Raw genomic sequence first — 13,750 nt, 5'->3', positions numbered from 1 at the left:
GGCCAACCAGCCGTACGCAAAGCTTTCCGGCTTTTGGCGTCCTCACACTTCGGCACCGTAAGCAAGTCGAGCATGCCTCCCGGCAGAAGCAGGTGCGGTCGCGCTTCTGGGCCTTGCAGGAACACTCGGCGCGGAAGTATTTAGAACAACAGTGGTTTTCCTGGCAATTTCCGCTATTTTGCGGCCCGAACACCTCATACCTTCTCTTTTTCAGCTCTTTCCCACTTTTATGACTCCATACCTTTACGCAGTGCCCGCGTTGGGCATTTTTGCCTTGCTCTATACCTGGCTGCGTGCCGGCTGGGTAGCCAAGCAAGACGCCGGTGACGCCCGCATGACCACCATAGCTGGCTACATCGCCGATGGGGCCATTGCCTTCCTCAAAGCCGAATACAAAGTGCTGGCCCTGTTTGGCTTGATTGCCGGGGCTTTTCTGTTTTACCTGGGCAACACCAGCGGGAATTCCAGCCCGGTCATCGTCATTGCTTTCCTGATTGGCGCCGTATTCTCGGCCCTGGCTGGTTTTATCGGGATGAAAATTGCCACCAAAGCCAACGTGCGCACCGCCCAGGCCGCCAAGACCAGCCTCAGCACCGCGCTAAACGTGTCGTTTTCGGGCGGCTCGGTGATGGGAATGGGCGTGGCCGGCCTGGCCGTGCTGGGCTTGGGCGCGCTGTTTATTGTGTTTTATAAGATGTTCGTGCCCAGCGGCATTGCCAACGGCGCGGAGATGGAAAAAGCCCTCGAAGTCCTCACCGGCTTCTCGCTCGGGGCCGAAAGCATTGCCCTGTTTGCCCGCGTGGGCGGCGGCATCTACACCAAAGCGGCCGACGTGGGCGCCGACCTCGTGGGTAAAGTGGAAGCCGGCATTCCCGAAGACGACCCCCGCAACCCCGCCACCATCGCCGACAACGTGGGCGACAACGTGGGCGACGTGGCCGGCATGGGCGCCGACTTGTTCGGCTCCTACGTGGCCACCATCCTGGCCACCATGGTGCTGGGCCGCGAAGTGACCGTGACCGGCGACCAGTTCGGCGGCCTCTCGCCCATCTTCCTGCCGATGGCCATTGCGGGCATGGGCATCGTCGCCTCGCTCATCGGCATCCTGTTTGTGCGGGTGAAGGAGGGCGGCAGCGTGCAGGGCGCCCTCAACACGGGCAACTACATTTCAGTGGGCGTTTCTGCCATCGCCTCTTACTTTCTCATTACGTGGATTCTGCCCGCGGGCACGTTCACCATTCGCGGCATCACCTTCGATGCCCTGCACGTGTTCTACGCCGTGGTGGTGGGCCTGATTGTGGGCACGCTGATGAGCATCATCACCGAGTATTACACGGCCATGGGCAAGCGCCCCGTGAACAGCATCGTGCAGCAAAGCAGCACCGGCCACGCCACCACCGTCATCGGCGGTTTGGCCGTGGGCATGGAGTCCACGGTGCTGCCCATTCTGGTGCTGGCGGCCGGCATCGTGCTTAGCTACGAAGCGGCCGGCCTCTACGGCGTGGCCATTGCGGCGGCCGGCATGATGGCCACCACCGCCATGCAGCTGGCCATTGACGCCTTCGGCCCCATTGCCGACAACGCCGGCGGCATCGCCGAAATGTGCGAGCTGCCGAAAGAAGTGCGCGAGCGCACTGACATCCTCGACGCCGTGGGCAACACCACCGCTGCCACCGGCAAAGGTTTCGCCATTGCCTCGGCCGCCCTCACTTCGCTGGCCTTGTTTGCCGCCTTCATGGGCACGGCCAACATTTCGTCCATCGACATCAGCAAAGCGCCCGTGCTGGCCGGCGTGTTCATCGGCGCCATGATTCCGTTCATTTTCTCCTCGCTGGCCATTGCGGCCGTGGGGCGCGCGGCCATGGCCATGGTGCAGGAAGTGCGCCGCCAGTTCCGCGAGATTCCCGGCATCATGGAAGGCACGGGCCGGCCGGAGTACGAAAAATGCGTGGCCATCAGCACCCAGGCCGCCATCCGGGAGATGATTCTGCCCGGCGCCATTGCCCTGCTCACGCCCATCATCGTGGGCTTTGGGTGCCGTGGGCTGTTTTCCAGCGCGTCCTCGCCCGAAGTGCTGGGCGGCCTGCTGGCCGGCGTCACGGTAAGCGGCGTGCTCATGGCAATGTTCCAGAGCAACGCCGGCGGCGCCTGGGACAATGCTAAGAAGTCCTTCGAGAAGGGCGTGCTGGTGAATGGCGTGATGCAGTACAAAGGCTCCGACGCCCACAAAGCTTCCGTGACGGGCGACACCGTGGGCGACCCGTTCAAGGACACCTCCGGCCCGAGCATGAACATCCTCATCAAGCTGATGAGCATCGTGTCGCTGGTTATCGCGCCCCACATCGCCGAGAAAGGCGGCGAGCGCGGCATGGCCCCCGTGCGGCTGGAAAACGAGCGCACCGAAACCGCTGCCCACCCCCACGTGCGCTACGCCGAAACGCTGGCTCCCAAAGCTTTCCGGGTGATTTACACGGCCCTGCGCGAGGTGAGATAGTCTGAACCGCGGACTTGTCGGATTTATCGGATTCCACGGATTTTGTGGACGATTTGTAAAAGGCCGCTTCTAGGAGCGGCCTTTTCTTTTTCGCCTGATGGTGTTTGACTTTAATGATTAACTGTGAATTTATGATTGTTTATCAATGTGTTAAATAGGAATATGGCTTGTCGCTCCCCGTCATCCACAAAATCTGATAAATCCGACCAATCCGATAAATCCGTGGTTCAGACAACGGGCAGTAGCTTTGTTGCCTCATCAGTCCTTCACGTGCCGCATGGGCCATTCCCACATCACCATCCACCACAAAGCCTTCCGGCCCTACTTATCGGCCGCAGAGCTGGATGAAGCCGTGAGCAGCCTCGCCGCCCGCCTCAGCGCCGACTACGCCGGCCGCCGCCCCTTGTTTGTGGTGGTGCTCACCGGCGGCTTCATGTTTGCCGCCGATTTGCTGAAGAAGTACACCGGCGAGTGCGAAATCGTCTTCATTCGGGTGGCCTCCTACGAGGGCACGGCCAGCAGCGGCACGGTGCAGGAAATACTGGGCCTGCGCGAAGAAGTACAGGACCGCGACCTGATTATCGTGGAAGACATCGTGGACACCGGCACCACCATGCACCACCTGCTGCCCACGCTGCAAACCAAAGGTCCGGCTTCGGTCGAAATCGCCGCGCTGTTTTTCAAGCCGGCCAGCCTGCAGCACGAGCTCACGGTGCGCTACGTGGCCCGCGAGATTCCCAACGATTTCGTGGTGGGCTACGGGCTGGACTACGACGGCCTGGGCCGCAACCTGCCCGATGTGTACGTGGCCGTGTAGCCCGCGATTATTGGCGCTGATTGATTAACTTGCCTGAACCCACCATACCCTTTCCTAGCGAAACGCTACTTACTACATGCTGAATATCGTGCTGTTTGGCCCTCCCGGTGCCGGCAAAGGAACCCAAAGCCAGAAACTCATTTCCAAGTACAACCTCGTGCACCTGAGCACCGGCGATTTGCTGCGCGCCCAGATTACGCAAGGCACCGAGCTCGGCCTCAAAGCCAAGAAGCTGATGGACGAAGGCCTGCTGGTGCCCGATGAGGTGGTCATCGGCATGATTGACCACGCCCTGCAAGCCAATAAAGCCACCGCCGGCGGCTTTATCTTCGACGGGTTTCCGCGCACCGTGCCCCAGGCCGAGCGCCTCGACCAGCTGATGCTGGTGCACGACAGCGGCATCAACTGCATGGTGGCCCTGGAAGTGGCCGAGGAAGAACTGGTGACCCGCCTGCTGGAGCGCGGCAAAACCAGCGGCCGCCCCGACGACCAGGACGAAAGCAAAATCCGCCGCCGCGTGACGGTGTACAACACCGAAACCGCCCAGGTGGCCGGCTACTACGCCGCCCAGAAGAAATTCCACGCCCTGAACGGCATCGGCGCCATCGACAGCATCTTCGACCAGATTTGCGCCATCATCGACCAGCACAAACCCGTGGTGGCGGAGGCACCGGCTGAGGCCACCAAAGAAGTAAAGGCGTAACTTTACGTTTTTAACACGACCGTCATCTTTTAGATACGACTGTCATCCTGAGCGCAGCGAAGGACCTTCTCACGTTAGAAAAACCGGTTTTTGAACGCCAGTTCAGCCGTCATTCTTAACCTGATAAGGTCCTTCGCTGCGCTCAGGATGACAGTTTGTTTACAATCAATACCGAATACCTGTGGCTTCCAACAACTTCATCGACTACGTCAAACTCATCTGCCGCTCGGGCAAAGGCGGCGCGGGCTCGCGCCACTACTTCCGGGCCAAGGGCCTGCCCAACGGCGGCCCCGACGGCGGCGACGGCGGCCGCGGCGGCCACATCCTCCTCGAAGGCAACTCGCAGCTCTGGACGTTGCTACACCTGCAATACCAGAAGCACGTTTTCGCCAAAGATGGCGAGGGCGGGGGCGAAAACCTGCGCTCCGGCGCCCAGGGCGAAGACATCGTGCTGCAAGTGCCCCTGGGTACGGTGGCGCGCGATGCCGAAACCGGTGAGGTAGTGCTCGAAATCACCGAGCACGGCCAGCGCGCCATCCTCGTGCCCGGCGGCCGTGGCGGCTGGGGCAACGACCATTTCAAGAACTCCATCAACCAGGCGCCCGAATACGCCCAGCCCGGCGAGCCGGCGGTGGAAGCCACCATCATCCTGGAGCTGAAGCTGCTGGCCGACGTGGGCCTCGTGGGCTTCCCCAACGCGGGCAAGAGCACATTGCTGTCGGTGGTATCGGCGGCCAAGCCCAAGATTGCCGATTACGCCTTCACTACGCTGGTGCCCAACCTGGGCGTGGTGGCCTACCGCGACTACAAATCCTTCGTGATGGCCGACATTCCCGGCATCATTGAGGGTGCGGCCGAGGGCAAGGGCCTGGGCACCCGCTTCCTGCGCCACATCGAGCGCAATTCCATGCTGCTCTTCATGATAAGCTGCGACTCTCCCGACATCGCTGCCGAATACCAGGTGCTGGTGAATGAGCTAGAGCAGTTCAACCCCGAGCTGCTAGATAAGAAGCGCCTGCTGGCCATCACCAAGTCCGACATGATTGACGAGGAACTGGAGGCCGAGATTCGGCAGACGCTGCCGGAGGAAGTGCCGTCCATTTTCATTTCCAGCCTCACGAATAAGAACATCGTGCCGCTGAAGGACATGATTTGGAAGGCGCTGCACGAGTAGCGAATATGTCAAAACTGCTGGCCAACCGCTTGCACTGATAAGCAAACTGGGCATGTGAAAACATAAAAGCTTGCTGCATCATGCCACCACATCTTGGCGTTTGGTGGCGGTTCAGCGCACAAAGTATCGTCGTCCAACTGCCCAATGAATATCATTGGCTTCCCACAGCATTCGGGTACTTCCTCGCTTTGTATCCAAATAGGTACTCTATAGTTTTTTATTTCTTCTTCGCTGGCCTTACGAATCGCTTTTAGATTAATTCCATCATTTAGAGTTTGAAATATCATAAGCTCAAATTCGTTTACCCAACTTATTGACTGATTAAAATCGGTTACCCTCGCTATCCCACGTCCGTTTTTCTCGGAGAGAATCTCTGCTTCAGCTGTAGCGAAGGGACCGCCAAGCCTTTCTGGTTTAAGAGGGATAAGGATTTGACGCATTGAAGAGCTTGTGTCCATCAAAGTAAGGCAAATTAAGGTTTGACAAAACTACGTCACTATGGCAGCCCGCGCCCCTTTGGCAAGTTCCTTGCGCCCGCAGGGTGACTAACCGGCTAAGCCCGTGAAAAACCCTTTCCGACGAATATTCCCTAAAATGGCTGACGAGAATAACCTGCCCCAGGACGACAACCTGACCGCCGACCCCAATCACGTAGCTGGCGAAATGACCGATGTTGACGGCGGCAGCACCGACCCCAACCTGACGGCCACCGGCGCCCCCGCGGCCGAAGGCACCCGCACCGACGCCGAGTTGGCTGACCTCAAAGACAAGTACCTGCGCCTGGCCGCCGAGTTCGAGAACTACAAGCGCCGCACTACCAAAGAGCGCATCGAGTTGTTCAAAACTGCCAACCAGGAGTTGATGACGGCCCTATTGCCTGTGCTCGACGACTTCGAGCGGGCCCGCAACGCCACCGCCGCCACCGAAGACGCCAACGCCGTGCGCGAGAGCATCGACATCATTCAGAACAAGTTGAACAAAACGCTGCAGCAAAAGGGTTTGACCGCCATGGAAGCCAAGGGCGGCGACTTCGATGCCGAGCTGCACGAGGCCATCACCCAGATTCCCGCGCCCAGCGACGACCTGAAAGGCAAAATCGTGGACGTGGTGGAGCAAGGCTACTATTTAGGTGACAAAGTGATTCGCCACGCCAAAGTGGTGCTTGGGCAGTAAATTTGAGGTTTGAGGTTGAAAGAATAAAAGAACGTCATGCAGAGCGCAGCGAAGCATCTCGCCCGCGCAACGCAATCAATTAGAATTGATGACTGCGGGCAAGATGCTTCGCTGCGCTCTGCATGACGTTCAAACACATAAACGATGGCTACGAAGCGCGATTATTACGAGATATTAGGTATCGCCAAAAATGCGGCGGGCGACGAAATCAAGTCGGCCTACCGCAAGATGGCCATCAAGTACCACCCCGATAAAAACCCCGACGACCCCACGGCCGAAGACAAGTTCAAGGAAGCCGCCGAGGCCTACGAGGTGCTCAGCAACGCCGACAAGCGCGCGCGCTACGACCGCTACGGCCACCAAGGCATGGGTGGCAACGGGGGCGGCCCGCAGAACATGGACGACATCTTCTCCCAGTTCGGCGACATCTTCGGCGGCGGGGGCTTCGAGGGCTTCTTTGGGGGCGGGCGCCAGGGCGGCCGGCGCCAGCGCAAGGGCTCAAACCTGCGCATCAAGCTGAAGCTCGACCTGGAAGAAATTGCCAACGGCGTGGAGAAGAAAATCAAGGTGAAGCGCTACGTGGCCTGCCAGCCCTGCAGCGGCACCGGCGCCAAAAACGGCACCGAGCTCAAGACCTGCCAAACCTGCCAGGGCTCCGGCCAAACCAAGCGCGTGGTCAACACCATGCTCGGCCAGATGGTGAGCAGCAGCACCTGCCCCACCTGCAACGGCGAAGGCAAAACCGTGACCGCCACCTGCGACGTGTGCAAAGGCGAAGGCCGGCAGCTGCACGAGGAAGTGATTCCCATCAACATCCCCGCCGGCGTGGCCAACGACATGCAACTGAGCATGAATGGCAAAGGCAACTTCCCCGAGCGCGGCGGCGTGCCCGGCGACCTGCTCATTCAGATTGAGGAGGAGCCGCACGAGTTCCTGAAGCGCGACGGCAACAACATCATGTTCGAGCAGTACATCTCCTTCGTAGATGCCGCGCTGGGTGCCAACCTGGAAGTGCCGACCATCGAAGGCAAGGTGAAAATCAAGGTGGACCCGGGCACCCAACCCGGCAAAATCCTGCGCCTGCGCGGCAAAGGCATCAAGGACATCAACGGCTACGGCCGCGGCGACCAACTCATTCACCTCAACGTGTGGACGCCCAAAAACGTGAGCAGCCAGGAGCGCGAGCTGCTGGAGAAGCTGCGCGACTCGGATAACTTCACGCCGCACCCGGGCAAGAACGAGAAAGGCTTCTTCGAGAAAGTGAAGGAGTATTTCCAGTAGGCCGCCAGTTAGCGAGACTGTGCACACTGCGAGTGGCCCGTCAGCGTTTGCTAACGGGCCACTTTGCTTTTGAAAGCAACCAAATGTAAACTGCTATTGTATATTTGTTCGCATTACGAACATAATAAAAATGAGGGGTCAGGCGCTGGGCCCAACCCCTCACCAACTACCGAAGTAGCTGCGTGAGCAAGAATAAGCCAATGGCTTTTCCCACTCCGCTCGCCACTCCTAACAAAACAGCTTTTCCAACTGATTGCAGTAGTTTTTTCACGCGGTCCCTATTCATGTTCCAGAAGAAGTAAAGGGTTCCACTAAAACCCCCACACTTCTGAAGCCCCGGTCTGTTCGAGCAGCCGGGGCTTCCTCTTTTCAGAGGACCCGGTTCGGCTGGGGGACATACCCAACGCGCTTAATCCAAAGGTATGGTGTGATTCTAAGGTTACTCATTGGTCGGATTCAATCATCTGAATTGCAGGGGGAAAATATTTTATTCAACCCATGTAATGCTACGCCATTGGTTGCGATTCACTTCCCGAAACCACTACCCCCAATGCCTGCCGCCGCGCCGTCCGCCGATTTTGTTGCCGCGCTGAACGAGTACCAGCCGCTGCTGCGCCGCGTGGCCCGGCTGTATTGCCAGGACGCCGATGACCGGCAGGACCTGTTTCAGGAAATAATATTGCAGCTGTGGCGGGCGTGGCCGCGCTACGTGCCGCAGCCCAACGCCAAGCTCAGCACCTGGCTCTACCGCATTGCCCTGAACGTGGCCATCTCGAACCTGCGCCAGCGCACCCGCCGCCCGGCTCCGAGCGAGCTGGACGCCGAAGCGCTGGCCGTGGCCCAGGCCCCGGAAACCGGCTACGACGCCGATGACCGCGCTCAGCTCTACCGCGCCATCGGTCGGCTGTCGGAAGTCGACAAGGCCTTCATTCTGCTTTACCTCGAAGACCGGTCGTACGAAGAAATGGCCGACATTCTGGGCATCACCCAAAACAACGTGCGCGTGAAAATGCACCGCGTGCAGGAAAAACTTCGCTCGCTTTTAGCCCCCGCCGCCTGATGGAACTCGATGACCTCCGCCGCCAGTGGCAGCAGCCCGCGCCGGCCGAAACGCTGCCGCCGCTCGACGATTCGGCCCTGGCGGCCCTGCTCACCCAGGGTTCGCGCAGCCCCGTGGCCAAGATGCGCCGCAACGCCTGGCTCGAAATTGGGGTGGTGGCGGTGTGCTTGCTGGGGTGCTTTGTGGCCGCGGCCACCACCCACGACGGCTATTACCTAGCCATGGCGGCCTGGCTGGCGCTTATTTGCTTGCTCAGCGGCTTCTATTTTCGGCGGAAGCTGGCCGTGCTTCGGCAGCTGGGCGATGCCAGCGGCGGGGCGGTGCGCGAGCACATGAAGCGGCAGCTGCAGAGCCTGCGGGGCCTGGTGCAGCTGTATTTCCGGGCCACGATGTGGTCGGTGCCGGGGTCGTTTAGCGTCGGGCTGCTGTTTCTGGGCGGGCGCATTGCGCAGCAGTTTTCGGGGCAAAAACTGCTGCTGAGCCTGGGCATCCTGGGAGCGGCGTACGCGGTGGTGGGCGTGGGGGCGTATTTTGGCATGCGCGGGTTCACCCGCTGGTATTTGCAGCGCCTCTACGGTCAGCACCTGGACCGGCTCGAAGCCAACCTGCGCGAGCTCGGCGACGAGCCGGCTCCCGCCCTTGCGGAATGAACCCGTCGCCATTCATCCCGCTTATTTGCCGCTTAGGGCCCGGTTGCGGCCGCTTGGCTCCCAACGGCTGGCAAATGGCCAGGGCCTCCGATACATTTGCCCCGCGTCATTTCTCCTACATTTAACCCGCCAACCAACTTCTTTTTCTGTGAAACCAATCCTGGAAGCCATCGACGTGCGCAAGGCCTACGCCAACCACGTCGCCCTCAGCGGGGTGAGCCTCGCCATTCCCGAGGGCAGCATCTTCGGCCTGCTGGGCCCCAACGGCGCGGGCAAAACTTCGCTCATCCGCATCATCACCCAGATTACGGGCGCTGATGAAGGCGAAATCCGCTTCCGCGGCGAGCGGCTCAACCCCGGCCACATTGCCCAAATCGGCTACCTGCCCGAGGAGCGCGGCCTCTATAAAAAGATGAAAGTGGGCGAGCAGCTGCTCTACCTGGCCCAGTTGCGCGGCCTGAGCCGCGCCGACGCCACGGCGCGCATCAAGCAGTGGCTGAACCGTTTCGAAATAAAGGAATGGGCCGGCAAAAACGTGGAGGACCTCAGCAAGGGCATGCAGCAGAAGGTGCAGTTCATTGCCACGGTGCTGCACGAGCCCAGCCTCATCATTCTGGACGAGCCTTTTTCCGGCTTCGACCCGATAAACGCCAACTTGATTAAGGACGAAATTCTGCGCCTGAAGCAGGAGGGCGCCACCATCATTTTCTCCACGCACCGCATGGAATCGGTGGAGGAGATGTGCGACAACATTGCCCTGATAAACCGCTCGCGCAAGGTACTCGACGGGCCCATCGGCGTGATTCGCGACCAGTTCAAAACCAACACCTACGAGGTGGAAGGCCGCGGCAAGCTGCTGGTGGTGCACCCCGATTTTGAAGTGGTGGAGCAAAAGGAGCGCGAAAACGGCCACTTCTACGCCCGGGTGCAGCTGCACGCCGGCGTGCGGCCCAACGACTTGCTGCGCTACCTCATCGGGGCGGTGGAGGTGGAAGCCTTCCGCGAGAAAATCCCGAGCATCAACGAGATTTTCATCCGGCGCGTGCGCGAAACCATGCCCGAAACCCTGGTTGAAGAAACTACCTAAACCGTTTGTCCTGCTGACGCAGGAAGCATCTTATCACGGCGGCTTTCGTCGGCAGTCAACTTCCAGCAGCGCGGGCGTGATAAGGTCCTTCGCTGCGCTCAGGATGACAAAATAATTACCATCATGGCTTCCAAATTTTTACTCGTTGCCCAGCGCGAATACCTGACCCGGGTGCGCAAACGGGCCTTCATCGTTCTCACCCTCGCCGTGCCGCTGCTGCTGGCCGGGTTCGGGGTGTTCATCGCCAAAATTGCCAGCTCCGACAACGAATCCACCGACGTGGTGGAAGTGCGCGACGACTCCGGCCTGAACGTGGCCAGCCGCCTCGTGAGCACGCCGCAACTGCGCTTTGAGCCCGCCACCGGCACGCTGGCCGAAGCCAAAAAGGGCTTTCAGAAAGCTAAGCATGACGGCTTGATATACCTGCCTTCAGGTCTTGACGTGGAAAATCCAGTCGGGGTGCAATTCTTCGGCAAGGGCAACATCAGCCTTAAAAAACAAGGAGCTGTAGAAAATGCGCTCAACAAAGCCTTTTCCGACTTGAAAATGCAGAAGTCCGGTCTGTCACAAGAACAACTTGACCGACTGCGCTCCAAAGTGGACCTGCAAGCCATCAGCCTCGATGAAACCGGCAAGGAAGCGGACAGCAATGCCCTTGCCACTTCAGGCACGGCGTACGCATTAGCCTTGGCCATTTACCTGTTCATCTTCATATACGGCGTGCAAATCATGCGCGGGGTGGGAGAGGAGAAGTCGAGCCGCATCATGGAAGTGATGCTGTCGTCGGTGAAGCCATTTGACTTGATGATGGGCAAAATCATGGGCATTGCGGCGGTGGGGCTCACCCAGTTCCTGCTTTGGGGGCTGCTGTCGTTTGGGGCGTCTTCGGTGCTGGTACCCTTGTTGGCGGGCCGCGATAAGGCAAAAACCGAAATGGCTACCGCCACCCCATCTGCTACAAGTGCCTCCCCCGATGTCTCGCAATCGACCAGCACGAAGATGGACCAAGCAATGAGCGGCACTTCAAAGCAGGGCGCTACAGTGATGACAGGCCGCTTCAAGGCGTTTGAAATTCTTGCCAACCTGCCCATCGGCACCATTCTGTTCGGCTTCATCATCTACTTCCTGGGCGGCTACCTGCTCTACGGGGCGCTGTTTGGGGCTGTGGGCGCGGCCGTCGACGACCAGACCGATACCCAGCAGTTCATGTTCCCGATTACCATGCCGCTCATTCTGAGCTACATCGTGGGCGTGTCGGTCATTCTGCGCAACCCCGACGGGCCGGTGGCCTTCTGGATGTCGATGATACCGTTTACCTCGCCCATTGCCATGGTCATCCGCCTGCCATTTGGCGTGCCCATGTGGCAGCTGGCCCTGTCCATCTTCCTGCTCATTCTCGGCTTCATCGGCACGGTGTGGGTGGCGGCCCGCATCTACCGCGTGGGTGTGCTGATGTACGGCAAGAAAGTGACCTACAAAGAGCTAGGCAAGTGGATGTTTTACAAGGGATAAGTTATAATTAAAGCGCTTCCAGTGGTGAGGCAAGGGTGAGCAGTTCTAAGTCCATGCGTTATTATTGTACTCCCTTATTGAGGGCTGCCCCCATGCTTAAATTTAAAAAATGAAAATTTTTGTGATTAATCTAGCACGCTCAACAGAACGGCGTGCCTTTATGGAGAAACAACTGGGCGACCAGAATTTGACCGCAGAATTTGTTGCTGCGGTTGATGGCCGCACATTAACGGCGACTGACCTCGCTACTGTATGCGACGAGGAAGCCCTGCGGCCTCACCCCTATTGGCGTACTCCGGGCATGGTTGGGTGCGTGTTAAGCCATCATGCCATTTGTCAGCGTATGGTGGCTGATAATATCCCGGTGGCGCTCGTACTGGAAGATGACGCGAAATTGTCTCCCCAATTAGCAGTTGCTCTGCCTATGTTGGTTGATAAACTAGTGTCCGGAGAGATTCAACTTCTTTTCGCTCAGGCGAACAACGAGGTTCTGCTCCGTCCCGAAGCAAAGCTAAAAGGAACCAGTAGTCAACTGTGCAGCCCCAATGACTACGGCCCATTGCACTCTTCCCTGGGATATATTATATCACTTGAGGCGGCTAAACTTTTATCTGAAAAACGCTTGCCCATGCGAGTGGGCGCTGATTCGTGGGCCGCGCTACAAGCCGATACCGGCTTAGCCCAACTGCGGTTGACGTACCCTTTTCTGGTGGAACCAGCCAATTTTAAAAGTCAAATCGACTATCTTCCACAAACGTCGTTGGTTGGGCGAATATCAGAATGGGTAGAGCGCTACAGGGTATTCCCTTTGCACAATATGTTGATGTGGAGAAGAAAATTGCTGTCGAAGCAGCGGCAAAATTTTCAGCTAGTAAAATGAAGGACTGCACTGGTTGTGCCTCTTAATGTATAAGCTTTGTACGCTTTTGCTACTGCTATCCTTTTCGGAGCAATATCCTTAACCTCATTCACCGCCGACCGGCCGGCCTACCGCCTGTTCACGGCCAGCGGCCGGCCGGCCGATTTCGACCAGATGATGCAGGAACTGGGGCAGGCCGACGTGGTGCTCTTCGGCGAGCAGCACAACGACGTGCTGGCCCACTGGCTGGAGCTGCAAGTAGCCAAAGACCTGTTGAAGCTCAAAAAGCCCGGCCAGCTGGTGCTGGGCCTGGAAATGTTTGAGCGCGACGTGCAGCCACTGGTGGCCCAATACGCCGCCGGTACCCTGGCCGATTCGGCGTTTGAGCGCCAGGCCCGCCCCTGGCCCAATTACGCCACCGATTACCGGCCGCTGCTGCAATTCGCACGCGACCAGCATATTGCAGTCGTTGGCACCAATGCGCCGAGGCCTTTCGTGAGCGCCGTGGCGCGCGGCAGCCTCAAGGTGCTCGACAAGCTACCGGCCGTAGACCGCGCCCTGCTGGCCCCGCTGCCCCTGAAAGTGGATTACGACCTGCCCGGCTACAAAAACATGGCTGCCATGTTCGGCGGCGATAGTAAAACCCACGGTGCAGGTGCGCAGAACATTATTCAGGCCCAGGCGCTGCGAGATGCCACCATGGCCTATTTCATCAATGCCAACCGCCAAGAGGGCCAAACGCTGCTGCACTTCAACGGCAGCTACCACTCTGACCACCACGACGGCACCGGGGCCTACCTGCGCCAGTACGCTCCCACGCTGCGCGTAAAAACGCTCAGCGTGGTGACGCAGGAACAACTTCAGCAACTCGACAAGGAGCAGTTGAACGTGGCTGACTACGTGATTGTAGTGCCGGACGATGCGGGCAAATCGTATTGAC

The 13,750-nt window shown here is 58.9% G+C and carries 13 protein-coding genes; 12 read left to right on the top strand and 1 reads right to left on the bottom strand.

Annotation, left to right across the window (positions count from 1 at the left end; genetic code table 11):
- Positions 1 to 229: 229 nt before the first annotated feature.
- The 4 genes from I2H31_RS13590 to obgE all read left to right on the top strand — a co-directional run bounded on the left by I2H31_RS13590 (position 230) and on the right by obgE (position 5,188).
- A complete protein-coding gene (locus tag I2H31_RS13590) occupies positions 230 to 2,494 on the top strand; it encodes a sodium-translocating pyrophosphatase (protein ID WP_196293584.1) in 2,265 nt (754 codons plus the stop codon).
- Positions 2,495 to 2,771: 277 nt separating this feature from the next.
- Positions 2,772 to 3,311 carry a phosphoribosyltransferase gene (locus I2H31_RS13585; protein WP_196293583.1) on the top strand — a complete coding sequence of 180 codons (540 nt, stop codon included), beginning with the start codon at positions 2,772 to 2,774 and terminating at the stop codon, positions 3,309 to 3,311.
- Between the two features lie 76 nt (positions 3,312 to 3,387).
- On the top strand, positions 3,388 to 4,014 hold the full coding sequence (locus I2H31_RS13580; protein WP_196293582.1) for an adenylate kinase: 627 nt from the start codon (positions 3,388 to 3,390) through the stop codon (positions 4,012 to 4,014).
- A 181-nt stretch (positions 4,015 to 4,195) separates the two neighbouring features.
- Positions 4,196 to 5,188 carry a GTPase ObgE gene (gene obgE / locus I2H31_RS13575; RefSeq protein WP_196293581.1) on the top strand — a complete coding sequence of 331 codons (993 nt, stop codon included), beginning with the start codon at positions 4,196 to 4,198 and terminating at the stop codon, positions 5,186 to 5,188.
- A gap of 8 nt (positions 5,189 to 5,196) precedes the next feature.
- Here obgE and I2H31_RS13570 read toward each other — a convergent pair whose 3' ends face one another.
- Positions 5,197 to 5,646: a hypothetical protein gene (locus I2H31_RS13570; RefSeq protein ID WP_196293580.1), complete on the bottom strand. Its 450-nt coding sequence runs from the start codon at positions 5,644 to 5,646 to the stop codon at positions 5,197 to 5,199.
- Positions 5,647 to 5,782: 136 nt separating this feature from the next.
- On the opposite strand from I2H31_RS13570, the gene I2H31_RS13565 reads away from it, so the two are divergent.
- From I2H31_RS13565 to I2H31_RS13530, 8 genes are all read left to right on the top strand, one after another.
- Complete coding sequence (locus I2H31_RS13565) at positions 5,783 to 6,361, top strand: nucleotide exchange factor GrpE (protein ID WP_196293579.1); 579 nt, start codon at positions 5,783 to 5,785, stop codon at positions 6,359 to 6,361.
- Between the two features lie 144 nt (positions 6,362 to 6,505).
- Complete coding sequence (gene dnaJ, locus I2H31_RS13560; RefSeq protein ID WP_196293578.1) at positions 6,506 to 7,642, top strand: molecular chaperone DnaJ; 1,137 nt, start codon at positions 6,506 to 6,508, stop codon at positions 7,640 to 7,642.
- Positions 7,643 to 8,192: 550 nt separating this feature from the next.
- Complete coding sequence (locus tag I2H31_RS13555) at positions 8,193 to 8,702, top strand: RNA polymerase sigma factor (protein ID WP_196293577.1); 510 nt, start codon at positions 8,193 to 8,195, stop codon at positions 8,700 to 8,702.
- A complete protein-coding gene (locus I2H31_RS13550; protein WP_196293576.1) occupies positions 8,702 to 9,352 on the top strand; it encodes a hypothetical protein in 651 nt (216 codons plus the stop codon). Before I2H31_RS13555 ends, I2H31_RS13550 begins: the two co-directional genes overlap by 1 nt.
- 148 nt (positions 9,353 to 9,500) lie before the next feature.
- A complete protein-coding gene (locus tag I2H31_RS13545; protein WP_196293575.1) occupies positions 9,501 to 10,439 on the top strand; it encodes an ABC transporter ATP-binding protein in 939 nt (312 codons plus the stop codon).
- Positions 10,440 to 10,562: 123 nt separating this feature from the next.
- Positions 10,563 to 11,951, top strand: a complete 1,389-nt coding sequence (locus I2H31_RS13540; RefSeq protein ID WP_196293574.1) for an ABC transporter permease — start codon at positions 10,563 to 10,565, stop codon at positions 11,949 to 11,951.
- 109 nt (positions 11,952 to 12,060) lie between these two features.
- Positions 12,061 to 12,831: a glycosyltransferase family 25 protein gene (locus I2H31_RS13535; protein ID WP_196293573.1), complete on the top strand. Its 771-nt coding sequence runs from the start codon at positions 12,061 to 12,063 to the stop codon at positions 12,829 to 12,831.
- 36 nt (positions 12,832 to 12,867) lie between these two features.
- The gene (locus I2H31_RS13530) at positions 12,868 to 13,749 is read left to right on the top strand and encodes a ChaN family lipoprotein (protein WP_230687770.1); all 882 of its coding nucleotides are present in this window, start codon (positions 12,868 to 12,870) and stop codon (positions 13,747 to 13,749) included.
- The last annotated feature ends 1 nt before the right edge of the window (position 13,750 follow it).

Source organism: Hymenobacter ruricola, assembly GCF_015694525.1.
Classification (GTDB): Bacteria; Bacteroidota; Bacteroidia; order Cytophagales; family Hymenobacteraceae; genus Hymenobacter; species Hymenobacter ruricola.
Note: the sequence above shows the minus strand (reverse complement) of the source record. Positions and strands in the feature narration are given on the sequence as shown.

What these genes read in the sequence shown, in the direction of transcription:
- dnaJ (WP_196293578.1), top strand. Translation starts at nt 6,506, where the DNA reads ATGGCTACGAAGCGCGATTATTACGAGATATTAGGTATCGCCAAAAAT.
- I2H31_RS13550 (WP_196293576.1), top strand. Translation starts at nt 8,702, where the DNA reads ATGGAACTCGATGACCTCCGCCGCCAGTGGCAGCAGCCCGCGCCGGCC.
- I2H31_RS13555 (WP_196293577.1), top strand. Translation starts at nt 8,193, where the DNA reads ATGCCTGCCGCCGCGCCGTCCGCCGATTTTGTTGCCGCGCTGAACGAG.
- I2H31_RS13585 (WP_196293583.1), top strand. Translation starts at nt 2,772, where the DNA reads ATGGGCCATTCCCACATCACCATCCACCACAAAGCCTTCCGGCCCTAC.
- I2H31_RS13540 (WP_196293574.1), top strand. Translation starts at nt 10,563, where the DNA reads ATGGCTTCCAAATTTTTACTCGTTGCCCAGCGCGAATACCTGACCCGG.
- I2H31_RS13565 (WP_196293579.1), top strand. Translation starts at nt 5,783, where the DNA reads ATGGCTGACGAGAATAACCTGCCCCAGGACGACAACCTGACCGCCGAC.
- I2H31_RS13580 (WP_196293582.1), top strand. Translation starts at nt 3,388, where the DNA reads ATGCTGAATATCGTGCTGTTTGGCCCTCCCGGTGCCGGCAAAGGAACC.
- I2H31_RS13535 (WP_196293573.1), top strand. Translation starts at nt 12,061, where the DNA reads ATGAAAATTTTTGTGATTAATCTAGCACGCTCAACAGAACGGCGTGCC.
- I2H31_RS13570 (WP_196293580.1), bottom strand. Translation starts at nt 5,646, where the DNA reads ATGGACACAAGCTCTTCAATGCGTCAAATCCTTATCCCTCTTAAACCA.
- I2H31_RS13590 (WP_196293584.1), top strand. Translation starts at nt 230, where the DNA reads ATGACTCCATACCTTTACGCAGTGCCCGCGTTGGGCATTTTTGCCTTG.